This is a genomic window from Bacillus sp. FJAT-14266 (assembly GCF_001719225.1).
GTDB classification, from domain to species: domain Bacteria; phylum Bacillota; class Bacilli; order Bacillales; family Bacillaceae; genus Bacillus; species Bacillus subtilis.
This window is the reverse complement of sequence record NZ_CP017072.1, coordinates 298,834-324,692: the sequence shown is the minus strand read 5'-3', so window position 1 is coordinate 324,692 and position 25,859 is coordinate 298,834. Positions and strand designations below refer to the sequence as shown.

27 protein-coding genes are annotated in these 25,859 nt (G+C 45.5%); 8 read left to right on the top strand and 19 right to left on the bottom strand.

Annotated elements, in window-relative coordinates:
- Nucleotides 1–153: 153 nt before the first annotated feature.
- The 3 genes from yidA to BGM23_RS01795 are packed head-to-tail and all read right to left on the bottom strand — an operon-like array spanning nt 154 to nt 1,978.
- Complete coding sequence (yidA, locus tag BGM23_RS01805; RefSeq protein ID WP_003227099.1) at nt 154–966, bottom strand: sugar-phosphatase; 813 nt, start codon at nt 964–966, stop codon at nt 154–156.
- Nucleotides 967–1,005: 39 nt separating this feature from the next.
- Entirely contained in the window at nt 1,006–1,563 is a 558-nt protein-coding gene (locus BGM23_RS01800) for a hypothetical protein (protein WP_003227097.1), read from the bottom strand.
- Nucleotides 1,544–1,978: a DUF3255 family protein gene (locus tag BGM23_RS01795; RefSeq protein ID WP_015715009.1), complete on the bottom strand. Its 435-nt coding sequence runs from the start codon at nt 1,976–1,978 to the stop codon at nt 1,544–1,546. The genes BGM23_RS01800 and BGM23_RS01795 overlap by 20 nt, the downstream gene beginning before the upstream one ends.
- Before the next feature lie 88 nt (nt 1,979–2,066).
- On the opposite strand from BGM23_RS01795, the gene cotNE reads away from it, so the two are divergent.
- Both cotNE and BGM23_RS01785 read left to right on the top strand, forming a co-directional pair.
- On the top strand, nt 2,067–2,432 hold the full coding sequence (gene cotNE / locus BGM23_RS01790) for an inner spore coat protein CotNE (RefSeq protein ID WP_003227093.1): 366 nt from the start codon (nt 2,067–2,069) through the stop codon (nt 2,430–2,432).
- A 247-nt stretch (nt 2,433–2,679) separates the two neighbouring features.
- The gene (locus tag BGM23_RS01785) at nt 2,680–3,033 is read left to right on the top strand and encodes a hypothetical protein (RefSeq protein WP_003236356.1); all 354 of its coding nucleotides are present in this window, start codon (nt 2,680–2,682) and stop codon (nt 3,031–3,033) included.
- Nucleotides 3,034–3,076: 43 nt separating this feature from the next.
- On the opposite strand, the gene BGM23_RS01780 is transcribed toward BGM23_RS01785, so the two are convergent.
- The gene (locus tag BGM23_RS01780; RefSeq protein ID WP_003227087.1) at nt 3,077–3,475 is read right to left on the bottom strand and encodes a hypothetical protein; all 399 of its coding nucleotides are present in this window, start codon (nt 3,473–3,475) and stop codon (nt 3,077–3,079) included.
- A gap of 177 nt (nt 3,476–3,652) precedes the next feature.
- Between BGM23_RS01780 and BGM23_RS01775 the strand changes: the two genes are divergently transcribed.
- Complete coding sequence (locus BGM23_RS01775; protein ID WP_046664030.1) at nt 3,653–4,618, top strand: iron-hydroxamate ABC transporter substrate-binding protein; 966 nt, start codon at nt 3,653–3,655, stop codon at nt 4,616–4,618.
- A 40-nt stretch (nt 4,619–4,658) separates the two neighbouring features.
- Here BGM23_RS01775 and BGM23_RS01770 read toward each other — a convergent pair whose 3' ends face one another.
- The 15 genes from BGM23_RS01770 to iolA all read right to left on the bottom strand — a co-directional run bounded on the left by BGM23_RS01770 (nt 4,659) and on the right by iolA (nt 20,852).
- A complete protein-coding gene (locus BGM23_RS01770; protein WP_003227084.1) occupies nt 4,659–5,006 on the bottom strand; it encodes a YxeA family protein in 348 nt (115 codons plus the stop codon).
- Nucleotides 5,007–5,019: 13 nt separating this feature from the next.
- Nucleotides 5,020–6,888: an ABC transporter permease YxdM gene (gene yxdM, locus BGM23_RS01765; RefSeq protein WP_046664031.1), complete on the bottom strand. Its 1,869-nt coding sequence runs from the start codon at nt 6,886–6,888 to the stop codon at nt 5,020–5,022.
- Entirely contained in the window at nt 6,863–7,636 is a 774-nt protein-coding gene (gene yxdL, locus BGM23_RS01760; protein ID WP_003243557.1) for an ABC transporter ATP-binding protein YxdL, read from the bottom strand. The genes yxdM and yxdL overlap by 26 nt, the downstream gene beginning before the upstream one ends.
- A 143-nt stretch (nt 7,637–7,779) precedes the next feature.
- Nucleotides 7,780–8,757, bottom strand: a complete 978-nt coding sequence (gene yxdK / locus BGM23_RS01755) for a two-component system sensor histidine kinase YxdK (RefSeq protein WP_019712858.1) — start codon at nt 8,755–8,757, stop codon at nt 7,780–7,782.
- Nucleotides 8,754–9,443 carry a two-component system response regulator YxdJ gene (yxdJ, locus tag BGM23_RS01750; RefSeq protein WP_003243527.1) on the bottom strand — a complete coding sequence of 230 codons (690 nt, stop codon included), beginning with the start codon at nt 9,441–9,443 and terminating at the stop codon, nt 8,754–8,756. Before yxdJ ends, yxdK begins: the two co-directional genes overlap by 4 nt.
- Before the next feature lie 107 nt (nt 9,444–9,550).
- Nucleotides 9,551–10,423, bottom strand: a complete 873-nt coding sequence (gene iolJ / locus BGM23_RS01745; protein WP_019712596.1) for a 6-phospho-5-dehydro-2-deoxy-D-gluconate aldolase — start codon at nt 10,421–10,423, stop codon at nt 9,551–9,553.
- A 20-nt stretch (nt 10,424–10,443) separates the two neighbouring features.
- The gene (gene iolI, locus BGM23_RS01740; RefSeq protein ID WP_019712597.1) at nt 10,444–11,280 is read right to left on the bottom strand and encodes a 2-keto-myo-inositol isomerase; all 837 of its coding nucleotides are present in this window, start codon (nt 11,278–11,280) and stop codon (nt 10,444–10,446) included.
- Nucleotides 11,281–11,365: 85 nt separating this feature from the next.
- The gene (locus BGM23_RS01735) at nt 11,366–12,235 is read right to left on the bottom strand and encodes a sugar phosphate isomerase/epimerase family protein (protein ID WP_015250852.1); all 870 of its coding nucleotides are present in this window, start codon (nt 12,233–12,235) and stop codon (nt 11,366–11,368) included.
- Nucleotides 12,236–12,254: 19 nt separating this feature from the next.
- The gene (iolG, locus tag BGM23_RS01730; RefSeq protein WP_014481414.1) at nt 12,255–13,289 is read right to left on the bottom strand and encodes a bifunctional inositol 2-dehydrogenase/D-chiro-inositol 1-dehydrogenase; all 1,035 of its coding nucleotides are present in this window, start codon (nt 13,287–13,289) and stop codon (nt 12,255–12,257) included.
- Between the two features lie 22 nt (nt 13,290–13,311).
- Nucleotides 13,312–14,628, bottom strand: a complete 1,317-nt coding sequence (iolF, locus tag BGM23_RS01725; protein ID WP_026009840.1) for a myo-inositol transporter IolF — start codon at nt 14,626–14,628, stop codon at nt 13,312–13,314.
- A gap of 14 nt (nt 14,629–14,642) precedes the next feature.
- On the bottom strand, nt 14,643–15,536 hold the full coding sequence (gene iolE, locus BGM23_RS01720) for a myo-inosose-2 dehydratase (RefSeq protein WP_019712599.1): 894 nt from the start codon (nt 15,534–15,536) through the stop codon (nt 14,643–14,645).
- Between the two features lie 15 nt (nt 15,537–15,551).
- Nucleotides 15,552–17,465: a 3D-(3,5/4)-trihydroxycyclohexane-1,2-dione acylhydrolase (decyclizing) gene (iolD, locus tag BGM23_RS01715; protein ID WP_003242642.1), complete on the bottom strand. Its 1,914-nt coding sequence runs from the start codon at nt 17,463–17,465 to the stop codon at nt 15,552–15,554.
- Between the two features lie 32 nt (nt 17,466–17,497).
- Nucleotides 17,498–18,475 carry a 5-dehydro-2-deoxygluconokinase gene (iolC, locus tag BGM23_RS01710; protein ID WP_003243753.1) on the bottom strand — a complete coding sequence of 326 codons (978 nt, stop codon included), beginning with the start codon at nt 18,473–18,475 and terminating at the stop codon, nt 17,498–17,500.
- Nucleotides 18,476–18,498: 23 nt separating this feature from the next.
- A complete protein-coding gene (gene iolB / locus BGM23_RS01705; RefSeq protein WP_003243247.1) occupies nt 18,499–19,314 on the bottom strand; it encodes a 5-deoxy-glucuronate isomerase in 816 nt (271 codons plus the stop codon).
- A 74-nt stretch (nt 19,315–19,388) separates the two neighbouring features.
- A complete protein-coding gene (iolA, locus tag BGM23_RS01700; RefSeq protein WP_003243682.1) occupies nt 19,389–20,852 on the bottom strand; it encodes a methylmalonate-semialdehyde dehydrogenase in 1,464 nt (487 codons plus the stop codon).
- Nucleotides 20,853–21,268: 416 nt separating this feature from the next.
- On the opposite strand from iolA, the gene iolR reads away from it, so the two are divergent.
- From iolR to BGM23_RS01675, 5 genes are all read left to right on the top strand, one after another.
- Nucleotides 21,269–22,024, top strand: coding sequence for a myo-inositol utilization transcriptional regulator IolR (iolR, locus tag BGM23_RS01695; protein WP_003227050.1), 756 nt, complete (start codon nt 21,269–21,271; stop codon nt 22,022–22,024).
- A gap of 53 nt (nt 22,025–22,077) precedes the next feature.
- Complete coding sequence (locus BGM23_RS01690; protein WP_003227049.1) at nt 22,078–23,010, top strand: aldo/keto reductase; 933 nt, start codon at nt 22,078–22,080, stop codon at nt 23,008–23,010.
- A gap of 261 nt (nt 23,011–23,271) precedes the next feature.
- Nucleotides 23,272–23,922 carry a hypothetical protein gene (locus BGM23_RS01685; protein ID WP_019712600.1) on the top strand — a complete coding sequence of 217 codons (651 nt, stop codon included), beginning with the start codon at nt 23,272–23,274 and terminating at the stop codon, nt 23,920–23,922.
- A gap of 3 nt (nt 23,923–23,925) precedes the next feature.
- Entirely contained in the window at nt 23,926–24,234 is a 309-nt protein-coding gene (locus BGM23_RS01680) for a DUF2653 family protein (protein WP_019712601.1), read from the top strand.
- Between the two features lie 237 nt (nt 24,235–24,471).
- Nucleotides 24,472–25,857, top strand: coding sequence for a sugar porter family MFS transporter (locus BGM23_RS01675; RefSeq protein ID WP_019712602.1), 1,386 nt, complete (start codon nt 24,472–24,474; stop codon nt 25,855–25,857).
- The last annotated feature ends 2 nt before the right edge of the window (nt 25,858–25,859 follow it).

Below are 25,859 nucleotides of genomic sequence, written 5' to 3'. Positions count from 1 at the left end.
GATCAGTCCCCTTTTCAATTCAGATTAATATCATACATATTGTGAACGAATTGGTTTTATCAGCATAACGAAAGTCAAATCGATTCGTCAAAGAATTGACATTACATCAAATAAAACGAAAAAATCCAGCCTTCTAAGAGGCTGGATTTTTTATTATTTAGCCAAAACAAGCTCGTGAATCGCATGCGCAACACCATGTTCATTATTGGAGCGCGTTTGAAAGTTTGCGGCTTCCAATACTTCTGGGATGGCGTTTGCCATGGCAACCCCGCAGCCCGCCCATTCGATCATTGTCAGGTCGTTCCCGTTGTCGCCTATGCACATGACTTCCGCCTGTTCAATTCCAAGCAGCTGAGCCAGCTGGCGTACAGCATTTCCTTTGCTGGCTTCCGAGTGCAGAATTTCATAAAAGAAAGGCGCGCTTCTGACCATTGTATATTTTTCTCTCACGTCATTTGGAATCGATGTAATGACGCGGCTTAAGTTCTCCGGTTTATCAATAAACATCACTTTCGGGATGAGGATATCTTTTGGCACCTCGTCAATTTTGCGGAAATGAAGCGGCACCTGTGTCACATAGGATTCGTATACGGTAAATTCGCTAATGTCCCGGTTAGGCGTATACAAATTAGATGAGTCAAAGAAATGCATCGGCGTCTTCAGCTCTAAACTCAGGTCATATAATGAAGTCAAATCATCATAACCGAGAGACAGCTCCGAGACCACTTCATTTGTATGCGTATTTTGAACAAGTGCTCCATTATACGCAATAACATAGTCGCCTTCTTCAATTAAATTCAGTTCATCTAAATATCTCTGCACACCCCCGATAGGCCGGCCGGTGCAAAGCACAATTTTGACACCTTCCGCTTTTGCCGCGTGAAGGGCGTCGCGGACCTCCTCTGTTACTTCATGATGATCATTTAAAAGTGTTCCATCCATATCAATTGCAATTAGTTTGTACATCCTGCATCTCCTTCATGTCGTTTTCAGGCTATAGTCCCATCATATCGTTTTTTCTTTTTGATATTCAACCGGAAGAGATGGTTTTCTCCGAATTCTATTTAGACGCCGCCCTTGTCTTCGGATACGCAAGCGCGGTTTCCGCTTTCTTTCTGCCTTGACGCCGTTTTCTGCTTTTTTCTGTTTCATCAGCAGAAAGCCGGCAGCTAAAAATGGAATGCCGGTTATATTCAAGATGGCAAGCTTCACACCCGCAGCGATTAAAAAGAACCCCCATGAAGATGATGGATTCCGCCTGATCATGACGTAAGCCGCCATTTCCAGAACAATCAGGATGGCATGAAGCACTATGCCATAAATCAGCCATACAAGGGCAAAAAACAATACATAATTCACGATTGCCCCTGAGTACATCATAGCGCGCATCATTTGTATAAACGATAAGGACTGCATGGAGCCGCTGATGACATTAGGGTTATAGATCGTATAGTCACTAAATAAATGTTTGACTTTGAGAAAAGCCCATAATATAAATATCCACTGAATAATATGTAAAACAAGCCCCGCTGCCACCAGTCTTTCAGCTTTTTGATTTCTCATCTTTCTCCTCCCTGCCGGTCTTTGATTCGATTCTTGTCATCGTTTTTGTCTGGCCATTTTGCTCCCATATCAATGTCCCGTTTTCTCCTCTTTTCAGCGTGCTTTTGAGCGGATAATAGGGGCCGAGGTACTGAATCTCGATAGACCCGTCAGTGCTTTGGGAAATCACCTTGTATGCCATAAAAGGCAGCTGTACCTCTCCTCTTCCTTCCATCACTTCCGTTTCCACAACCTCGTCTTCGGTAAATGTGACTGTTGCTGATTTCACGCCGTCCGTTGGCCCGGGGGCAAGCCCCTCATCCCACGTTCCGTAATAAAACGGCGTCTCTTCTTTTTGCTGCTGGCAGCCCGATACCATGATGCATACAGCAATTAAAAACAAAATGCCATATTTGTTTCTCAAGGGGATCACCATTCTTTCCTCCTTTTTTGGGCGAATGCCGTGCCACTGTGCCAATGACTACATAAGTTATAAGGAATTCACCCACAAGGAGACTGATCACATGAACCCTTATCAATATTACAGCCCTCAGCTGCCTCAGCAGGAACCTTACTATAGCCACTATGAGTACAATCCTTATCCGCAGCAGGATGTATACGATCCATACCAAATGGACAGACAGCCGGCATTGGAAAGAAGAATCGCAGCACTTGAACGGCAAAATGAACAGCAGTCAAGAGAATTAACCCGTCTGACAAACGAAGACCGCCGTCAAAATCGGGAAATTGCACGGATTGCCGAACAGGTCAATCAGTTAAGCCAGGCTGTTGAACGCCATACACGCCGCCTAAATCGGCTCAATCAGCGCCTCCGTACAGTAGAAAACCGGCTGAATATCCCATTTACTGCAGGGGAAGGCGGTTTCTGAGCGAAACAAAGAAAAAAAGCGGAATACGATTCTCCCATCTCAGGGTTTCGTTTTCCGCATTTCTTATATGTTAAAACGGAACATTTACATAAAAAGGGTTTGTACCCAGTATACAATCTTTACCGTTTTCATTCAAAGATAGAGGGGCTGAGGAAAATAATTGTAGTTCCTCTTTGACGGAATTTCTTTTCATTCAAGTTGCATGATAATACCGACTCACGTCAATCGATACATGGAGGGATCATTCATGCATAATACACAACACGGCTTGCAGCAGCTGAACCAATGCCGCCAAACTGCTCAGCAGCTCATTCAGCAAACACAGCAAAGCAGCCAGCAATATCGCCAAATGCTTCATCAGGAACAGCAAAACATCCAAATGCTGCAGCAGATTCTAAACCACGAACAACAAGCTGCACATACCATTCAGCAAGCACTGCACGGGCATGATATGGCGATTCAAAAGTGCCAGCAGGTTGTCAACATGTGCAACCAAATGCAACAGGAACTTACTGGACAATCCAGCGTCATGAATACGAATGTGTCTACACTTCCATTCGGCCAAAACACGCCATTTCAGCAGCAATCCTATCAGCAGTAACATATAAAAAGCTCAACACAATGCGAGTGTTGAGCTTTTTTTCTTACTGTTCTTTGCGAATATGTATATCCTGAATAGACTGTTTCGGTGCATGAAATCTGCTCTCGGCTTCACTTCTTGCCTCGGCAAAAGCCCGCGCCTCCACATGATCTTTGTAGACATCCAGCTGAATCAAATACAGCGGGCGCACTTTAAATCCATGAATAATGGTCACCGCCCATAACGGGACCACAATAAAAACACCGGGCAGATCGGGCAAAACAAAACCAAACGCAAAAATGAAAAAATAAATGATGCCGTACATGATCCACTTTCTATTTCTAACCTTGATGCCAATAAATAAAAAGGCAAAAAAACTGGTAATGGCAAAAGGCATGAAAATAAACAGCATCCACCAGCTATGCAGCCATTCCCAAGCGGAACCTCTTTTTGTAATTCCCATATTTTTCTCCTCCTATTTACCTATAATAATCGATTAGGCATACCGCGTCACCCATAAACAGGAAAAACTTTCTCCCTTAAAAATAGTGATAGACGGGGAACAGGTTTCTTGCTATATTATTAATTGATAATGATAATCATTACTAATCTATTGAGATACATAGTGGGAGGGTTCTTGATGAAAAAGAACATATTGCTCGTGGGCATGTTTGTGCTGCTTCTCATGTTTGTCAGCGCTTGCAGCGGCACGGCTTCTAAAGGGAGCTCAAGCGATTCTGCTTCCGAAAAAACAGAAGTGAGAACATACAAATCACCAAAAGGGAACGTCAACATTCCTGCACATCCGAAACGCATCGTCACTGATTTTTATGCCGGTGAATTGCTGTCTGTCGGGGCCAATGTGGTCGGCTCAGGCTCATGGTCATTTGATAATCCGTTTTTAAAATCAAAGCTGAAAAATGTGAAGGATGTTGGTGATCCAATAAGCGTTGAAAAAGTGATGGAGCTTCAGCCTGACTTAATTGTTGTCATGAATGAAGAGAATGTTGATAAATTAAAGAAAATCGCTCCGACTGTTGTCATACCTTATAACACAGCGAAAAACGTAGAAGATACAGTCAGCATGTTCGGAGATATCGCCGGATCGAAAGACAAAGCAAAATCCTTTATGGCTGACTTTAACAAAAAAGCGGAAGCAGCTAAAAAGAAAATTGCCGGCGTCATTGACAAAGATGCGACCTTCGGCATTTATGAAAACACAGACAAGGGCGAATTCTGGGTGTTCAATGACAATGGCGGACGCGGCGGCCAAGCTGTATACAATGCACTTGGGTTAAAAGCGCCTGAAAAAATTGAGCAAGATGTCATCAAAAATGGAGAGATGAAACAGCTCTCTCAAGAGGTTATTCCTGAGTATGCCGCAGATTATATGTTCATTACGGATTACAACCCGAAAGGCGAAAGCAAAACACTCGACAAGCTGGAGAATTCCTCTATTTGGAAAAACCTTGATGCTGTTAAACATAATCGCGTGTTTATCAATGACTTTGACACGTTCTACCCGTACGACCCGATTTCTGTCAGCAAACAGGTGGATATCATCACCGACATGCTGATCAAACGGGCCGAAGAAAATAAAAAATAAAAAAACGGCACAGTCATGACGCTGTGCCGTTTTTTATGATTCACTTTAATTTTGATTGTACGGAGTCCGGCATATCTTCAAACTTGACTTCTTCCCAAGTCTCGACATACTTTCCTTTCGCCTTCACCTTCAAATACGCGTTCTTCCGAAGCTCTTTGCCGGCGAAAAAGGTCACTTCTTCTTTTTTTCCGGATGCATTATATCCGTCTAATGTATATTCAGTACCGCCCGGACTAAGATGTCTGCCATCTCGATCAATCTGAACATAGACATCTTGCTGGTGAATAAACGGATTAAATCTGTCTGTAACATCGTTATGAAAAAAGAGAAGCCCGCATATTACGGCAGCAGCCGCCAAGACGGCCAGGATTGCCATTGCTTTTTTCATCTTTGCACTCCCCTTACTTGTTCATTTTTTTCAAATAGCTTGACCGCACCGCGAGGAAGAATAGAAGCTGAAAAATGAAAAACCCTCCGATGGTGAGACTGAGCGGCCCCGCTACATCGGAATAGCCTTCCACAGCCAATGTTCTCAAGGCAAACAGTGTATGCATGACAGCAATGACAAATGGAAAGAAGAAAAGAATGGCCAATTGTATTGTCACGCTTTGTGCCATTTCACGCTCACTCAGGCCGATTTTGGCCAGTGAACGGTAGCGCTCCCGGTCTTCATCTAAATCAGTGAACAGCCTGAAATATAAGAAACTTGCTGCCGCGACAAAGAATACAATTGCGATAAACAGGCCGATAAATAAACTCAGGCTCGGCAGCTGCACCGTATCATAGTAAGTCCCAGCTTTTGAAGCAAAATCAGAATGCACGTCGATATAATTGCCGTAAATCTCATTTTGCAAGGATTGGCTGATCTCAAGACTGTCTTTCCAATGATCATAGCTGTAGCCGTATAATGACGCTTTATCACCGAGTGATTTCAGCTGATCAAAGGTTTGATCATTCACCGCGATGATGGCATTCAATGAGGTCAGCGGTTTTTTGACTTCTTTTACCGACAGTTTTTGATCAGACAGCTCCCCTTTTTGGTTCAGCAGCTTCAGCTGATCCGGCGCTTCGTTTTTGAAATTGCGGTCATACGTTCCCGGGAAATAGACAGCCTCGTCTTCTTTCAGGCCGTTCACTTTGACATGGAAGTATTTTGCCGCATCCGATTCTCTGATCATGTAAACAGGGGGAACAGTATCTCCTTCCTGATAGCGAACATAGGAAACATCTATTTTGTCTTTCGTATACGTAAAACCGTGTGTTTTCAGTTCATGGTCAATATCTTTCAAATGAGTCTGTTCTTTTGGATTGTTGCTGTAAGATAAATACTCCATTTCATAAGCGGACTCTTCCGCTCCGACGGTCGATTTGTACATTGCGAGCACGCCTGTCGCAGTAAACGCAACCGCGGAAATAATGCTGACAATAAAGAACAGGCGGGCGTTGTCTTTTAGACGATAGACAAGGTCAGAAACCCAAATGATGTTTTTCCCGCGCAGATAAAAGGTTTTCCACTTCTTCAGCGCGCGCAGAATCCATATGCTGCTTTGGCTGAAAAAGAAATATGTTCCGATAACGGTGAGCAGTAAAATGATAAACGGTTCGGCCCCGTGGACATTGCCTTTAAGAACCATGCCGTACCCGCCGCACAGACAGGCGATGCCGAATAAGGACAGAAGCACGGACGGCTTAGGCTCCGGTTTAACCTTGCCAGTGCCCTTTATTAATTTGATAACCGTATTTGATCTGACAAAAAGGATCGTAAACTGCGATAAAAAGAAAAATAAGAGCAGAAATCCGCAGGCCGTAATACCGAGCGCTTTCCAAGGCATATACAAAGGCAGCGCGTCCATTTCTAAAATATAAGCGCCGACCGTAAAGAACGTCTTTGAAAAAATGAATCCTCCGATAATGCCGGCTGCAATTGACATGACGCCGATGATCATATTTTCCGCAGTAATGAGCTTTCTCAGCTGCCCCGGCGTGATGCCCTGCATGAGCAGGATGCCGAATTCTTTATTTCTCGATTTCAAAAATGCGTTAACCGAATACAGAACAAATAAGAAAGAAAAAACAAAGATCATCCATTCCGCGGCGGTTAAGCCTTTTTTGGCGATGTTATTCAGGTAGCCTTCCTTTAATGCCGGATGAAACAGGAACATCGCAAAGGTAAAGAAAATCAAAACGGAAAAGGCGCTGCTTAAAAAGAATGCAAGATAGGCCCTTTTGTTTCTCGTGACGTTTTTATAAGCGAACTGAAGAAAGGTCATTTGCGTTTCCCCCCAGCATAGACAGCACATCGAGAATTTGTTCATAAAAGACTTGGCGGTTTTCCCCGCGGTAAATCTCATTAAACAATTCGCCGTCTTTTATAAAGATGACGCGGCGGCAGTAGCTTGCCGAAACCGGATCGTGGGTCACCATCAAAGCCGTGACATGATCATCCCTATTCAGGCTCTGCAACGTTTCCATGACGTCTTTTGTCGCTTTGGAATCAAGGTTTCCAGTTGGTTCATCGGCCAGAATGAGTGACGGCTTATGAATGACTGCTCTTGCGATGGCGGCCCGCTGGCGCTGGCCTCCGGATACTTCAAACGTCCGTTTGTTGAGCAGGTTTTCGATACCGAGCTTTGCCGCGATGCCGTGCAGTTTTTCTTCCATGACAGACGGCGCTTCTTTTTCAAGCGTTAACGGCAGCATGATATTTTCACCGATCGTCAGCGTGTCCAGAAGGTTGAAATCCTGAAACACAAATCCGAGCTGCTTGCGGCGGAAATGAGCGAGCTTTGTCCGCTTCAGGCGATGCGGGTTTTCTCCGTTAATCAGGATATCGCCTGAATCTGGACGGTCAATCGTTGAAATGATATTCAAAAGCGTTGTTTTTCCGGACCCGGACGGCCCCATCACCGCCGTGAACTCGCCTTCTTCTATTGAAAATGAAATTTGCTTTAAGGCCTGATAGGACACTTGTCCTTTATAGGTTTTATTTATATGTTTGACTTCAAGCATATTCGCCATGAAAATCCTCCTTATGGTTTTATTCTTGTTGATCTGGGCTGCTTTCATGTAGTGCCGGGACGTTCAACATAAAAATCCCCTTGACATAAATCCATGTTATCAAGGGGAAACAAAGCGGGCTATGTTGTTTTCTTAACGCAGCCTTACATTTTTGTAAGAAATGAAAATCGAACTGATGTCCCTTCACCGGGAGACGAGCTGATGTCCACCGTATGATTGAGCTTATCTGTAATTTCTTTGACGAGATGGAGGCCGATTCCCGTAGATTCTTGGAAACGCCGCCCGTTTTCACCGGTGTAATAAGGGTCAAACACCCGCTTGATGTCTTGTGAGGGAATCCCGACACCGTAATCTTTAACTTCAAGCACCGTCCTGTCTTCATCGCGGAAGACATTCAGCTCAAGTCTGTCACTCTTGCCCGCTGAATACTTGACCGCATTTGTGACCACTTGGCCAATCGCAAATTTGAGCCATTTGGCATCGGTGTAAATCTGATGATCATTGCAAACGTTCATTTTCGGATAAACGCGATATTGAATAAAAAATCGTTTATAGCTTTGAATGACTGATTGGAGAAGCTCGGACAGGGAAACCGCTTCGATTTTAAAATCCCGTTCAAACAGGTCGAGCCTTGAAGAATAAAGAAGCGTCTCCAGCCCGAATTCAATCTGCCGGACTTCTTTTTTGATTTGTTCAAAAACGGGCTCATCCTCTTCTTGAATGATTAAATTAATGACCGACAGCGGTGTCTTCACTTGGTGCACCCATTGATTCATATACGTCACCCGCGCGTCAAGCTTGGCTTCGGTCTCATGGAGCTTCTGGTGCTGCAGCCGGACCAGCTCCATCTGCTTTTCATACAGCTCTGAACAGAACACTGAAGAACCGAGATACGGGATATCCGTCCCTTCCTGCCCCGAGCTGAGCCAATGATACACGCCGCGGTCTTTGTACCAGCGATAGGCAAGATAGCCCGCCAAAATAAGAAGCTGCACGCCCAATATGTAAAACAAGTGAGAAAAAGAATGAAGACCCGCAAACCAGTAATAAAAGAAGACAAACAGCCCTTGAAGGAGAAAAAGCAGAATCAGCACTGCATGAGACCGGAGAAACAGCTTCATGACTGCGCCCTCAGCTGGTAGCCTTCGCCCCGCACCGCTTCAATAGAAACAGGCGCATTCAGCTCCCGCAGTTTTTTTCTGAGCCGCGTGATATACACGTTAAGTGTATTATCATCGATGAATATGTCGGTGTCCCACGTCTTTTCCATGAGACGGTCCCGACTCGTCACCTTTTCTCCCCGCTCAAGCAGCACTTCCAAAAGCTTGCTTTCTTTTTTAGAAAGCTCGCTTTTTTCATCCTGAAAACGCAGTTCAAACCGTTCCACAAAGAGCTGAACGCCGGCATATTCAACCACTTTCTCTCCCTGCTTTGCGGCGTACTCCCCGTACGCCCTCCGGATCTGGCTTTTGATTTTCGCCAGCACAATATCATAAGAAAACGGTTTTTCGATATAATCGTCTCCCCCATTTTCAATCGCCATCACCTGATCCATTTCCCCGCTTCTGGCAGAAATAAAGATGATCGGGCTTGTGGAGTGCTGGCGGATTTGCCGGCACCAATAATATCCGTCATATGCCGGCAAATTGATATCAAGCAGCACCACATCGGGCTTTTCCCGCAAAAAGACATCAAGAACAGCTGTAAAATCCGCGGCGACCACTGTTTGATATCCGTATTTTTCAAGGTAATTCTGCAATAGTCCGCGAATGTCTTCACTGTCTTCCACAATCATGATTTTATTCAAACTGAACCACTCCCGTTTCTTACACTGCTGCCATCATCATAATCGTTTTGGGCGTATGGACGCAACACCGCACAAAAAAACCGCCATCTCGGCGGTTTCTGGTCTCTTTAGCCGACCTGCTGCTTAGCTGCTTTACCGGCTGATCCGAACTCTCTCATTTTGCTTCGCACTGTCTCTTCCACGGCTTCAATGCCGGGTGTCAAATAGCCGCGCGGTTCGTACAGATCGCTGTTTTCCTGAAACATGCGGCGTGTTTCGTCTGTCCACGCTACCATACATTCCGTATTGATATTGATCTTCGCGTGGCCGAGCGTGATGGCTTTTTTGATCTGATCCCGCGGAATCCCGGATGCCCCGTGAAGAACGAGGGGAATATCAGTCATGCGGGAGATAGCCTCCATTTCCTTAAATCCGAGATTCGGCTCACCCTGATATTTGCCGTGTACAGAGCCGAGGGCGGCGGCCAGCGCGTCGATATTGGTTTCTTTAACGATCCGCTCACATTCCGTGATATCGGCATAGCGGACCCCGCCGACCAGTCCATCTTCCATTCCGCCGACCGTGCCGACTTCGGCTTCTACTGACACGCCGTGTTTTGCGGCATAATCGGTGACTTCTTTTGTCATCGCGATATTCTCGTCAATCGGCTGATGGGAGCCGTCAATCATCACTGAGCTGAATCCGGCATCAATGGCCTGTCTGCAGCGTTCCGCACTGCTGCCGTGATCGAGATGAAGCACGACCGGAACGGTAATCGCCATGTCCTCCATTAACGCGCCTACCATGGCGGCAATCGTTTTAAATCCGCCTAAATAGTCGACCAGGCGATCGGAAGCCGCGGCGATGACCGCTGATTGCTCCTTTTGCGCCGCCTGCAAAATCGCCTTCGTCCATTGCAGGCCGTTGATATTAAACTGGCCAATTGCATATTGCTCCCGCTTTGCATCTTCAAGAAGCTCTTTCATCGATACAAAAGCCATGTCCACCCCTCCTTTATCCATTACATGTTGAAGTATTTTGATACGACGTCCACTGTTGTTTTTTTCGCTGTTTGAATGGCTTCCTCAGCAGTCAGCTTATAGTATTCAGGCCGGAAGAGCTCAACCGATACAACATCAGAGAAGCCGATTTCCTTCAGTGCTGATAAGTGGGCATCTAAGTCAATTGCCCCTTGTCCCGGCCATACACGATCCTCATCTGTTAAAAAGCCGATTGGGAAATCTTCTGTATCATCGATATGATAGATGAAGATTTTCTTTCCGTCCGCCTGCTTTAAGCTCTCAATATTTGAACCCATTGCATGGAAGTGAAAACTATCAAAGACAAGCCCGACATTGTCACGGTTAACTGTGTTTACGATCTCATACGCCTGTTCAAACGTATTGACCGTACATTGCGGATGGCCGACAAATTCAAGCGCGATTTTTACGCCGTACGGCTCCGCGATATCTGACAGCTCAGTCAGCACGTCTACACTGCTCTTTTTGATCTCTTCTTTTACAATCTTCTGCTCTGTCACAAGCGGAACGGCCACCACATATTTCACACCGAGGGTTTTGCATGTTTCCATCATGCCTTTAAATTCAGTGATGATCTCGTTGTGGCCCTTTTCATCACGGTTGTTGAAGAAAACAAGCGCGTTTAAAGCAAGCGGTTTGATGTGATGGGTTTGAAAATATTCCGCAAGATCTGCCAATGAATGATCTTTTAAGTACTCGGGCAGCTTATCCATTGTGCGGATTTCAATATAATCATAGCCGTGCTTTTCGCATAGTTCTAAATCCTGTTTAAGGTTTGAGTTTTCCAATGTTGTCGCTTCATTAAAACAAAGTTTCATGCCAGACTCCCCCATCTGCGTTTTAGATATGAAGGGAGTTCGGCAGGAAGGCTGTCGTCATATCCCGCCGAACTCCATGCTCAGCTTATGCCAGACCTAATTCTTCTTTCATTTTCTTAAGCATAAATCGGCTTGATTCATCCGCTCTTTCATCGACCCAAGCAAATACGGCATTCGTCGCAATTCCGTCGAACTTCATCTCTCTCAGTTTTCTGAAAATCGTATCAAAATCAACCTCGCCTTGGCCAATGTCCAAATGCTGGTGAACCGTTACTTTTGCGTCAGGCGGATTGACGATGTAGCGAAGGCCATGAGCCGCTTTATGATTATAGGTATCTGCAAATAAAACATGTGTGAGGCGGTCGCCGGCTTCGTCAAACATGGTCTCGATGTCGCCTTTGCCGTCATCATAGAAGAACGTATGCGCAGTCGAGTAGACAAGATTGATCCAATCCTTGTCAAGCGCGCGGATCATATCCATCGCACCCTTGTGCGTTTCGATAAAATCGTATGGGTGGGCTTGAAGATTGAGTTTAATACCTTCTTTTTCAAAGACTGGCAGAAGCTCATCCATGGATTTGATAAATTTTTCTTCACTTGTTAAAGGATCATATTTTGAACCGCTGAATTCGCTGTTCATCAAATCGACTTCAAGTTCAACCGCAATTTCGATTGCCCGTTTCCAGTTGCGCACTGCTGCCTGGCGGCGGTCTTCATCGGGTCCCGCCCAGTGGTAAAGAGGAAGAAGCGATGAAAGCTTAACACCTGTATCTCTTAAAAGACGCTTTAATTGTTTGATCTTTGCTGAATCGACTTTCGGATATTTATAAAACGGGCAAAAATCCTCGCGCGGAGACAATTCGATATATTCATAGCCAAGCTCCGCCGTTTTATAGACCGTTTCCTCTAAAGTTAAATCATCACGATACATGGATGGATCCAATGCTAACTTCATATTTTCACTCCTCTGTTTTTTAGTTTTGAACTGTTGTAAAAGATTGATAGAATTCCGGTTTTTCCTTCAATTCAACCTTTTCTTTTTGTCCAGATTCCTGGGCTTTTACACACGCGTCAGTCGTGACAGCAGCAATATAGCCATCCCATGCCGTCGGTCCGCTGACCTCGCCTTTCTTTTGAATCGAATCAATAAAGTCTTGGATTTCCACATCGTACGCAGCGACAAAGCGTCTCTGCCAATCCATCAAAATATCAGTGCTAAATTTGCCTTCTTTTCTCAAGCTGATGCTTGATGGTTCGGGAAGCTTGATGATGCCGTCTTCTCCGACGATTTCGCATTGAATGTCATAGCCGTATTTACAGTTCACATAGATTTCAGCATTGATGACGATACCGCCTTTTGTTTCAATTACGACGATTTGCGGATCTTTTAAATGCGGCAGCGCGTTTTTCGATTTTTTCGGGTAGATGACTTGAACGGACTCGTAGTCATCGTTGACGAGCCAGTGCAGCACATCAATTTCATGAACAAGCGTGTCGACTACGGCCATATCGGTTGTGTAGTTATCTCCTACAGTCGGGTTGCGGTGCGCGCAGTGAATCATAAGCGGTTCGCCAATCACATGGTTATCGAGTGCTTCCTTCAGCTGTACGTAACCGCTGTCATAACGGCGCATGAATCCGACTTGAACAAGGCGTTTGCCCACTTTGATTTCTTCTTCGACGATTCGCATGCATCCTTCAGCCGTTGTCGCGAGCGGTTTTTCACAGAACACATATTTCTGGGCTTTAATGGCTTTCAGCACGCTTGACTCATGCGCAGGCCCCCAGCTTGTCACTAAGACAGCGTCTACATTTTCGTCTGCAAGCAGGCTGTCATCATTCGGATAAACCGTCGCGTTTAATTGGTATTGCTCAACGACCTTTTGTGCAGCTTCTTGATTGACATCCGTTACAGCTACAATTTCTGCGCCGGACAGCTTGTTGGTGATGCGGTTAATATGTTCTTTTCCGATTGCTCCAGTTCCAATTACGCCAATACGTAAACTCATTGACAGCCACTCCTTCTGTTGATTACATAATTTTGCTTTCTGTTTCTTGCTTTACTTGGCTCTGAGGAGATCCGTAGAGTTCCTCTTGAATTTGTTCAAGCGACTTGCCAGACGTATTCGGCGCAAAGAGCAGCCCGATGATCATACTGGCCGTCACACATCCGAGAAGAATTGCAGCCATCGTTCCAATGCCGAAATTGGTGATAATCATTGGGACAAACAGACTCCAAATCCCTATTGAAATACGGACAAGGAAAAACATCAGTCCTTGTGCGGAAGCACGATATTGCGTAGGAAAGATTTCGCTGGCCCATAACTGATAGTTCGCTTGCTGCCCGGCTCCGTTATTGATGCCGATCACGACAATAAACAGGAGCAGAATCGGCAGGCCTTCAACTGGCAGCAGAAACAGTGTCCACCCGATCACCGCCATGAAAGCGGCAATTCCAAATACGGTTTTTCTATATTTGTCGGCAAAGGGCATGAAGATCAAAGCGACCCCCAATCCTGTGAAGATAAACAGCCCCATTTGCAAAAGGTTGGCCATGTTGGCAGATACACCGCCGACCTGCTGATAAATGTATGGCATAAAGAAGCCCATGACCCCGGCGGCTAAGTTCCAAACCAAGTACACACCCATCAAAAACAGGATGCTTTTTAGATACATAGGCTTGAGCAAATCAAAATACGATGTCTTATTCAATACAGCCGGCTTTGCTGCCTGAGCATCCTCCGGCTGATTTTTTGTCTGCCAGGCGTCTGATTCCGGAAGCCTGATTCTCAGGATGTATGTAATCAGCGCAATCACAAGCAGATGGGCAAATACGATTTTATTCCCCAAGAGTCCCAAGTCACCGGCCAGTACGGAGAGGAGCAGTACAACGACAGCGCCCGCGGCCCAAGCGACTTGTGCTACGCCACAATGCCTGGCCCGATTCTTCTTTGGCGCATTTTCCGCAATAATGGTCCATGACGCGGTTATATCAGCTCCTACTGATAAACCGATAATGATGTAACCGCTTAACAACATGGGGAAATTAACCCCGAACAAAACCAAACAAATCCCTAGTGCATAAACCAGCATACTATTGGTATAAACAGCCTTCCGTCCGACTTTATCAGCCAGAAACCCGCCAAGCAGCGCGCCGACAGCTGCAGAAATCGCATTTGCGCTCAGCGCGCCGAGCAGCCCGATTTGTGTATCGGATAGCTTAAGGTAACTGACCCATAATGATAAACCGGCGGAGCCTGCCACAATTGAACCGGCATCAATATAGTTGGCCAATGCTGCCGCGATTGTCCGTTTATTGAAGGCTGAATCTCCATTGGTATTGCCCATATGTTCATTCCCCATTAAGCCATATCCAACAACTGCTGATCAATATAGTTTCTCGCAATCAATGCATACTCCAGCGGGTTTGCAACATCGGGGTCTTGTTCAGCTTCAATGACAATCCATCCGGAATAACTGTGCTTCAACAGCAGCTGATATACTTCTCTAAAGTCAATGCAGCCGTCACCGGGAACCGTAAACATGCCTTTTAAAAATGATTGCCGGAACGATTGTCCTTCGAGCCTGCATTGTTCCATGACATTCAGGCGGGCATCCTTAAAGTGCACATGCTTAATGCGGCCGATATGCTTCTCAAGCATCCCCATGTAATCGCCGTCAGAAATATACGCATGCCCTGTATCATAGAGGAGGTGTACATGCGCAGGGTCTGTTCCTGCCATCAGGCGGTCCACTTCTTCCGCTGTTTGGACACCAGTGCCGAGATGATGATGATAGACAAGCTTCAAGCCATGCTGAGCGGCAATTTCGCCAAGGTGATTCAGCCCTTCGCAAAGCCGCTCCCATTCATCATCCGTAAAGTGCGGCTTCTCTGTGAACACGTTTTTCTCCAAGCCTTGCACGCTGTACGTTTGTTCAGAGACAACTGCGACATCCGCGTTTACTTGCTGCAAATACTCACAATGCAGGGTAAATGTCTTTGCCGCTTCACCAAGTCCGTCACGCAAAATAAAACTGCTGAACCATTTTCCTGCAATGCGTAAGTTCCGAAGCTTCAGCTCTTTGTTCAGGACGGCAGGTTCGGGGAAAAAGCCCCCGACTTCCGTGCCTTGAAAACGTGCGACAACGATATCACTTAACAAATGCTGAAGTGTATTTCCCGCTCCAATTTCAGGCATGTCATCATTCCGCCACCCAATGGGAGCGATTCCCCACAGGATTTCATTTTTGCCCATCTTGGTGCCTCCCCTCTAATACTGCTTCGCAGATTCCAGCTTTTTCTCTTTTGCTTCGTATGCCTTCTGAACGCTTTCTTGTTCAGATACCTCTGCCACCCCGACATGCCACCAGCTATCATAGCCGTCCGTCATTGTTTTAGGCAGCACCTTCATTTCAATTAATGTTGATACATCCTGTTTCTTCGCATCCTCTAACGCCGCTTTTAATTCTTCTACTGTGTTTGCGCGGTAGGTTTTCGCGCCGTATCCCTCAGCGACTTTCGCGTAATCGACATTCAGGATTTGGTTGTCATCTGTGCGGAACTCGCAATAGTAGCTGCCGCTGCCGTGATCCATTTGCAGGTTGTTGATGCATCCGAATCCTGAGTTGTCAAAGAGCAGCACATTGATTTTCTTGTTGTACTGAATCGCCGTGATCAATTCAGAATGAAGCATCAGGAAGCTGCCGTCTCCGACGATTGAATACACTTCTCTGTCAGGGTGGGCCAGTTTAAGACCGAGTGTCCCGGACACTTCATAGCCCATGCAAGAATATCCATACTCCAGGTGATACGTATTCGGAACATTAGAATGCCACAGACGCTGCAAATCTCCTGGGAGTGAGCCTGCTGAACAGATGATGACGCTGTCTTCAGGAATCGTCTCGTTGATTGTCAGCAATGCCGTTGTTTGCGGAAGCTCCGTATTCAACGCGTCAGCATATTCATTCAGGACCTCTTGAGAAAAGTGATTTTTGATTTCCGGATCAAATGCTTCCCGCTTAAACGTCACTTTGCTGAGACGCTCGCGTTCAGCTAGCCATTCGTCCTTCAGCTCCCGGATCGTTGTGCCGAACTCGCTCTCATAGCCTTCAAGCAAGCCGTGCAGTTTGCCAAGCGTCACTTTCGCATCCGCCACCACTTGGAATGCATCAAGTTTATACGCCTGCATTCGGCTGACGTTAATGTTCAAAAACTTCGCTTTATCAAAATCAAAAGCGGTCTTAGAGGATGTCGCAAAATCTGTATACCTTGTGCCTATGCCGATAATCAAATCAGCTTGGCGGGCCGCTTTGTTTGCCGCAAGTGTACCTGTGATGCCCATTCCGCCAAGGTTGTTCGCAAAATCTGCCTCAACGGTAGACTTTCCTGCCTGCGTTTCAACTAACGGAATGTTATAGGCTTCAGAAATGGCAACCAATTCATCGCGCGCACCGGAATATTTTGCGCCTCCGCCGACGAGAATCACAGGTTTTTTGCTGGATTTAATCAGCTCCGCCGCACCTTGAAGCTCGCGCTCGCTCGGCTGCATGCGATCAATATAGTGAACCCGTTTGACGAAGAAACTTTCATCAAAATCGTATGCTTCCCCTTCAACATCCTGAGAAATACAAATCGTTGCCGGACCTGCTTTTGCCGGATCAGTCATGACTTCAAACGCGCGCAGCAAACTGCTCATCAGCTGCTCAGGGCGCGTAATGCGGTCCCAGTATCTCGATACAGGCTTCAATGCATCGTTTGTCGTAATCGCCGCACTGTATTCTTGCTCCATTTGCTGCAGTACAGGGTCTGGCTGTCTTGTCGCAAATGTGTCTGCCGGAATCAAGAGAACTGGGATATTATTTGCCAATGCAGTGCCGGCTGCCGCCACCAAGTTAGCCGCTCCAGGTCCGACGGATGTAGACACCGCATATATTTTTCTTCTCAGCATTTGCTTGCTGTACGCCATGGCCGCATGCGCCATTCCTTGTTCATTTTTCCCTTGATAGACTTTCAAATGGCCTGCATCCTGCTCAAGCGCCTGCCCGATCCCTAATACGTTTCCATGACCGAAAATCGTGAAGATCCCTTCGACAAAAGGCTCTTCCTTTCCATCTACATGGATGTACTGCTGGTTTAAGAATTTAATCAGCGCCTGCGCAGTTGTTAAGCGAATTTTCTTACCCACAAACGATCCCACCTTTACTCGATCTTTTTCAATTATGACTGTGCTTCAATAAGCTGTTCGATTTCTTCCGCAGTCGGCATCGCTTCTGACGAACTGTGCTTGCTCACCACAATGGAGGCTGAAGCACTGCCGTATTTCAATGCCGTTTCAATGTCTTTTCCGCTGACAAGGCCATAGATAAAGGCTGACGCATAGGAGTCACCGGCCCCAAAGGTTTTCAGCACTTTTGTCTTGTACGCTTGAGCGCGGAATACCTCGCCGGATTTGCTGTATGCGTAAGAGCCTTCGACGCCGTGTTTGATGACAACGAGGTCGGCTGAATGGCCAAATAAATGATTGACGGATTCTTCATTGCTTCCGCCTGTGCGGTTTTCCATCACATCAAATTCATCGCGTGTGCCGATGACGATATCAGACTGCTCGGCAACCAAAGAATAATAAACGGCTGTTTCATCTGATGACTGCCACGTATATGGCCGGTAATCCAGTTCGAATACCACCTTAACCTGATGCTTTTTCGCGTATTGAACAGCTTTTAACACCGCTTCCCGTGACGGGCTTTTGGCGAGCGCTGTCCCGGAGACAAGCAGCATTTTCGCATTTGCGATATAGTCCTCACTTACCTCTGAAGGCTCAAGATAAAGATCCGCCACATCATCGCGATACATTAAGATGCTGCATTCTTCAGGGCTGAGGATTTCTGTAAATGCAAGGCCTGCTTTGTGTCCATCTTGATCAACAATCATCTGTGTAGTATCCACGCCGGTCTTTCTCATATAGGACTCTATGAATCTTCCATGCTGGTCATCCGGAATTTTGCCGATGAAGCCCGCTTTTAAGCCAAGCTTCGCGCTGCCGATCGCGATATTCGCAGGTGAACCGCCGACATATTTCGAAAATGTCATCGTTTCTTCCATTGGGCGGTTGTATTCGACTGCGTTCAGATCAATACATGCCCGGCCGATGGCAACAATATCAAAAGCCTTCTCTTCATTGAATGTATACTTCATCGTAAACAGCCACTCCTCACTTGTTAGCGTTCTAAAATCCATTCATGCGCCGGGTCGTTATAAAACTTCCATTTTCGCGTCGGCCCTGCCATGACATTTAAATAGTAGGATGTGTATCCGTCCGGAACGCCTACCGGGTGGTATCCCGCAGGAACGATGACAACGTTTTCATTTCCCACAGTCATTGTCTCGTCAATAGAACGGTCATCTGTGTATACGCGCTGAAACACAAAGCCCTGTCCCGGGTCTAACTCATGGTAGTACGTTTCTTCTAAGAAAGATTCTTCCGGCAAGTTGTCTTGGTCATGTTTGTGAGGCGGGTAGCTGGACCAGTTGCCGCTGTCTGTATAGACTTCAACTACTAATAGACTGTTAGCTGAAGGGTCTGAATCCGGAAGAATGTTATGAACAGTACGTTTGTTTGAAAATTGCCCGCGATGCTCAATTCCGTTGTCTTCCGCTTTGATCAGCTTTGTCGGAAGCTGCTTTTCCGATGGAGAATAGCAAAGCGCCACTCTTGCGTCGCTGACCGCTGTGATCTCAAATGCACGGTCATTTGAAATATAGACGCTGTCTGTCGGTTTTCGTTCAAATACGCTTTCGCGCGTGCCGATATTCTCAAAAGTCGACTCATGATCTGTCACTGTAATTTTCCCCGTTACCGCCACAATACAGATTTCTTGTTTTTTCAATTCTTCTGTATAGCTTGAACCTGATGCAAGATCTAACACTTTAAACTCTACATAAGTGAGATCAGAGTTGGATGTCGTTACTTCGTGCACGAGTTTGACCCCATTAGACACTTCATGCGACTGCGGCTTACGCAACAAATAACTCATAGAGAAGCCCTCCTCTTTCTATTGGCAGAATGAGTCCGAACAGCGCACATGGACGCCGTTCGGCTGTTCGTCGTTTAGTTGAAATCAGGTGCCGGATATCTTGCCGTCACCACTTTTTTACGTGTATAGAAGTCGACGCTGTCTTTTCCGTTCGCATGCAGCGTTCCAAAGAATGAAGATTTCCAGCCTGAGAATGGGAAGAACGCCATTGGAGCCGGCACACCAAGGTTGATGCCTAGCATTCCCGCATCAATGTTTTCACGGAAGTAGCGGATTGCGTTTGAGTTGGATGTGAACAAGCAGGCGCCGTTCGCAAACTCAGACTTATTGGCGATTTCAATCGCTTCTTTCAGGTTTTTCACACGGATGACAGATAAGACCGGAGCGAAAATTTCATCTTTCCAGATCGTCATTTCTGTTGTGACATTGTCAAAGATCGTCGGGCCGACAAAGTAGCCGTCGTCAGACACATTTTCACGTCCGTCACATACGAGTCTGGCACCTTCTTCAAGACCTTTTTCGATATAGCTGAGCGTGCGCTTCTTGTTGTCTTCGCGAATCACCGGTCCTAAGAACACGCCGTCATCAAGGCCGTTACCGATTTTAATGTCCGCCACTTTTTCCTGCAGCTTCGCCATAAATTCATCGGCGATTCCTTCTTCAACTGTCACAACCGCACAAGCCATGCAGCGTTCACCGGCAGAACCGAAGGCAGCTCCAACGATGTTTGTAACCGTGTCTTCAAGATTCGCATCGTTCAAGACAATCGTATGGTTTTTCGCGCCAGTCAGAGATTGAACGCGTTTTAAGTTTTCGCTTCCTTTTTTGTAGACGTATTCGCCTACTGGCTTGGAGCCTACAAATGAAATCGCTTTAATTTCGGGATGCTCGAGGATGCCGTTCACAACGTCATGCGCACCGTATACGACGTTGAACACCCCTTTCGGAAGGCCCGCTTTTTCAAAAAGCTCAACCAATTTCTCTGTTAACAGCGGAGTCCGCTCAGATGGCTTTAAAATAAATGTGTTGCCGAGCGCGATCGCCATCGGGAACATCCAGCAAGGAACCATCATCGGGAAGTTGAATGGCGCGATTCCGCCGACAACTCCGATTGGGTAACGGTAGTTCGCCGCTTCAACGTCCGTTGCGATGGAAGCAAGTGAGTCACCCATCATCAGGGAAGGTGCTCCAGCGGCGAACTCTACGTTTTCAATCCCGCGTCCCACTTCACCTAAAGCTTCTTTCGTGTTTTTTCCGTTTTCAATGGTAATTAGATGAGCAAGTTCTTCTTTATGCTGAGACAGCAGCTGCTGGAAGTTAAATAGAATTCTGGCGCGGCGAGGAACCGCCACCTTTGACCATGTTTTAAATGCTTCAGCCGCTGTTTGCGCTGCGTAATCAATATCCTCTTTTGTAGAAATCGGCACTTGGCATAGCACTTCTTTCGTCGCCGGATTGACGACATCTTCATATTGATCTGTTTTGCTTTCAACCCATTCACCGTTGATGTAGTTTTTTAATTTTCTGATTTCTGCCATTCTTATTGCCTCCTTCATTAGTAAACACATACACTTGTATGGATGGTTCCGGATAGATTCATATCAATATCCACTTTTCAGCAAGCCAAGAATTAAACGCTTTCAAAAACACCAAAAAAATAAATGGCGGATGCATATTTACATACAAGCAACCATTTCATGCACAACAGGTTACTTTTTGGTCATTTCTTGGTTATATTCTAATCGCATAATACCCATAAGTCAATCATAAACACTACATTTTTTCATTATTTTTATTATATTAATCTTTTAATCAAGTAAGAGAAGTAAGAGAAGGCCGTCCAATCTTGCAAAAGATATACACCGATGTTATCATTTTTTAAGCAACTATTGATTAACTTTTGGTTTTTATTATATATTTATGTTACGTAAAGATTCAAGAAGGAGTTTTTTATATGAAACTGATGCGGATTCAGGAAATGGAGGAGTACATTTTATCGCATGGCACTGTTTCCTTAGATGAGCTGTGCCAGGTGTTCAATGTCTCCAAAAACACAGTCAGACGTGATATCAACAAGCTAACAGAAAAGGGTGCGATTGAAAAAGTATACGGCGGCGTAACATCTATTGAAAAAACCGCATTAGTTCCTTTTGAAAATCGCACCATTCAGCACCAGGATGAAAAAACAAAAATCGCCCATTATGCTTCCCGATTTATTGAAGATCACGATTTGGTCTTCATTGATTCAGGAACGACGACAAAGTCTATTCTTGATACGCTTGATCCAGCCAAAAATGTCACCATCTTAACCAACAGTTTAGACATTATCAATGCGGCGTCAGCTTTGAAGAATATCAACTTAATCATTATCGGAAACAACTATAAGAGAAAAACCCGCTCCTTTGTCGGCATGGACGACCCGGCTATGCTTGATAAGTACAATATCAACAAAGCCTTTATGTCCGCTACCGGAACGACGCTGACACACGGATTGACCAATTCGGATCTGCTGGAGTATGAAATTAAAAAGAGGATTTCAGAAAAAGCAAAAGAAGTGTATCTATTGGCTGACCATTCTAAATTCGGAAAATCAACGCTTCTGACGTATGCACCGTTTGACAGGCTGCATTGCATTGTGACCTCTCAGCCATTAGACGACGAGTACACGCAGTACTGCAATGAGCATCAAATCGGCATTCATCTGGCCTAACGTTTACAATAGTGTTGAGAGTCTATCATCCATTTTATTCTAGGAGGCAGATCATGAAAAAAGCGAAGCTCGGAAAATCAGACTTGCAGGTATTCCCTATCGGATTAGGAACAAATGCTGTCGGAGGACATAACCTCTACCCTAACCTAAATGAAGAAACCGGAAAAGAATTGGTGCGCGAGGCGATCCGTAATGGCGTGACAATGTTAGACACCGCTTATATTTACGGGATCGGCCGTTCCGAAGAATTAATTGGTGAAGTGCTGCGTGAATTCAACCGTGAAGATGTTGTCATCGCGACAAAAGCCGCTCACAGAAAACAAGGCAATGACTTTGTCTTTGATAATTCACCAGAATTTCTTAAAAAATCAGTTGATGAAAGCCTGAAGCGCTTGAATACCGATTATATCGATTTGTTCTACATTCACTTCCCTGACGAACATACGCCTAAGGATGAAGCTGTTAACGCGCTGAATGAGATGAAGAAAGCCGGAAAAATCCGCTCCATCGGTGTATCCAACTTCTCTTTAGAGCAATTGAAAGAAGCAAACAAAGACGGTTTGGTAGATGTATTGCAAGGCGAATACAACCTGTTAAACCGTGAAGCGGAAAAAACATTCTTCCCGTATACGAAGGAGCATAATATTTCATTTATCCCTTACTTCCCGCTCGTATCAGGTTTATTGGCAGGAAAGTATACAGAAGATACAACGTTCCCAGAAGGCGACCTGCGAAACGAACAGGAACACTTCAAGGGCGAGCGTTTCAAAGAAAATATCAGAAAGGTCAACAAGCTTGCGCCGATTGCCGAAAAACACAACGTGGATATCCCTCACATCGTATTGGCCTGGTATTTAGCAAGACCGGAAATTGATATTTTAATCCCGGGAGCAAAACGTGCCGATCAGCTGATTGATAACATCAAAACAGCCGACGTGACGCTTTCTCAAGAGGATATTTCATTTATTGATAAGCTGTTCGCATAAGAAGAAAGCAGCCTTCTCCAATGGAGAAGGCTGTTTTTTTGTGCGATAAATTCCTAAATAACTGATTTTGAAGCAAAACCTTACAAAATGAGCCATAAATCCGATAAAATAAAGGTAGTTTATCTCAGAAAGAAAGTGATTGAGAAAGCAAAAGTATGAAACGTTCATATCATCTAGCTCATATGAAATAAAGCTGACCCAGCTTCTTTTATTTGCTGGTCAGAATAGCGGACCGTTTCGATGGTCTATGGAGGAAACAGAATGAAACTTAAATATGTAAAAGCCTTAGTTGCAGTAACCGTTGCTTTAGGTGTACTGCTGCCATCAACGATTTCTCATGCAAAGAGCTTTAGCGGCCGCTCATCATCTAGTTACAGCAGCCGAAGTTCAAGCTCGTCATACAGCGGAAGCTATAAATCAAGCCCGAAATCAAGCTACAGCTCAGGATCAAGCTCTTCTAGCAAAAAATCCAAGACGCCTGACGATTCATCATCATCGATTTCGCTTAAAAAGAAGCCTTCGGAAAAGGCAAGCTCATCAAGCTCTAAAAAATCGTCAGGCACCTTTTCCGGCGCTACATCAAAAGTAACCGGAAAGACATACAGCGGAAAAACGTCTAAAGCCTATGTTGGCGGACGTTATGTTTCAGTCAATCATTACTATCACGCAGGTTTCGCGCCATCAGGATGGTTTGGATATTATAGCGGATTTACAATGGGTATGTTCATGATCAGCATGATGCACCCGTGGGGTTACACCTATCATCCAGTCGGAGGCCCCGGCTATGTTTCGTATGGCGCTTCACCCATTGCCTGGATCGTTGATATCATTGCTTTGATCATTATTTTAATCATTGTCATCGCGTTGATTCGCGCATTTAAAGCACCGAAGACGTATAGAAGGAGATTTTAGGCAATGAGATTAATATTAAATGAGCAAGAAATTGTAGACGGAATTTGCGTGTATATTTCTAATGAAGAAGATATCTACCCTGAAGACGTTGAAGTAAAAGAACTATCGTACAACAAGCGTACAGGGTTCTTCGCTGAAGCCACATTTGGCCTGCACCACAAGCAGCTTATGTCAGATGACATTTCAGAAGGCATTATTCAGTTCTTAGAGGAATACCACAACTTCAATCCGGAAGTTACCGTCGTTGAATTGCAATTTGATAAGAAAAAAGGCTTCTCTGCCTTGGTTTTCGTCAACGAAGCAGAAGAATAAAAATGTCTTAATCAAAACCTTACTCCGCGCGGGTAAGGTTTTTTTAATGGTTTCTCTGAGCATAAAGTTATTTCGTTTTTCCTAAACTCAGCGGATCTGTGATCATCTCTTTTGGCTTTAACGTTTCCGTTTGTTCAAAACAAATGTTTCAAATGAGATAGGAAATGGGTACTAATCTATTAACTTTGTTATACATTTTAGATACTCATTGGCTCAACAACTGAGGAGGAGACATTTGTGAAGAAAGACACAAGGAAATATATGATCTACTTTTTCGGCGCTTTAGGGGGACTGCTATATGGTTACGATACAGGTGTTATCTCCGGAGCACTCCTGTTTATCAATAACGATATTCCTTTAACGACATTGACAGAAGGATTGGTTGTCAGCATGCTGCTCCTTGGCGCGATTTTCGGTTCTGCCTTGAGCGGCACATGCTCAGACCGCTGGGGCAGGAGAAAGGTTGTATTTGTCCTTTCCATCATTTTTATTATCGGTGCGCTCGCTTGCGCATTTTCTCAAACAATCGGCATGCTGATTGCATCTAGGGTGATACTCGGGTTGGCCGTCGGCGGTTCAACGGCACTTGTGCCCGTGTATCTTTCCGAAATGGCACCGACGAAAATTCGCGGGACACTCGGCACAATGAACAACTTAATGATTGTCACCGGGATTTTGCTCGCCTATATCGTTAACTACCTGTTCACACCGTTTGAAGCGTGGCGCTGGATGGTCGGTCTGGCCGCAGTGCCTGCCGTGCTTCTATTAATCGGCATCGCGTTCATGCCGGAATCGCCAAGATGGCTCGTGAAGCGCGGCCGTGAAGAAGAAGCGAGACGCATCATGAACATCACTCATGATCCCCAAGACATCGAAATGGAATTGGCAGAGATGAAGCAAGGGGAAGCGGAGAAAAAAGAAACGACACTCGGCGTGCTGAAAGCCAAATGGATTCGCCCCATGCTTCTGATTGGCGTCGGCCTTGCCATTTTCCAGCAGGCGGTCGGCATTAACACGGTCATCTACTACGCGCCAACCATTTTTACGAAGGCCGGTCTTGGTACATCAGCTTCGGCGCTCGGCACAATGGGAATCGGCATCCTCAACGTCATCATGTGTATCACTGCCATGATCTTAATTGACCGAGTCGGCCGCAAAAAACTTCTGATCTGGGGAAGTGTCGGCATCACACTGAGCCTTGCTGCTTTATCAGGCGTGCTCCTGACACTCGGACTTTCCGCATCAACAGCGTGGATGACAGTAGTCTTTCTAGGTGTCTATATCGTCTTTTACCAGGCGACATGGGGTCCGGTAGTGTGGGTGCTCATGCCTGAGCTCTTCCCATCCAAAGCACGCGGAGCCGCGACAGGGTTCACGACTTTGGTGTTATCGGCGGCCAACCTGATCGTGTCGCTTGTCTTCCCGCTGATGCTAAGCGCGATGGGCATCGCATGGGTCTTTATGGTTTTCTCAGTCATTTGTCTTCTCTCATTTTTCTTCGCGTTCTACATGGTACCGGAAACCAAAGGGAAAAGCTTGGAGGAAATTGAAGCAAGCCTGAAAAAACGGTTTAAAAAGAAGAAAAGCACCCAAAACCAAGTGCTGAATGAGCGTACATTATAAAA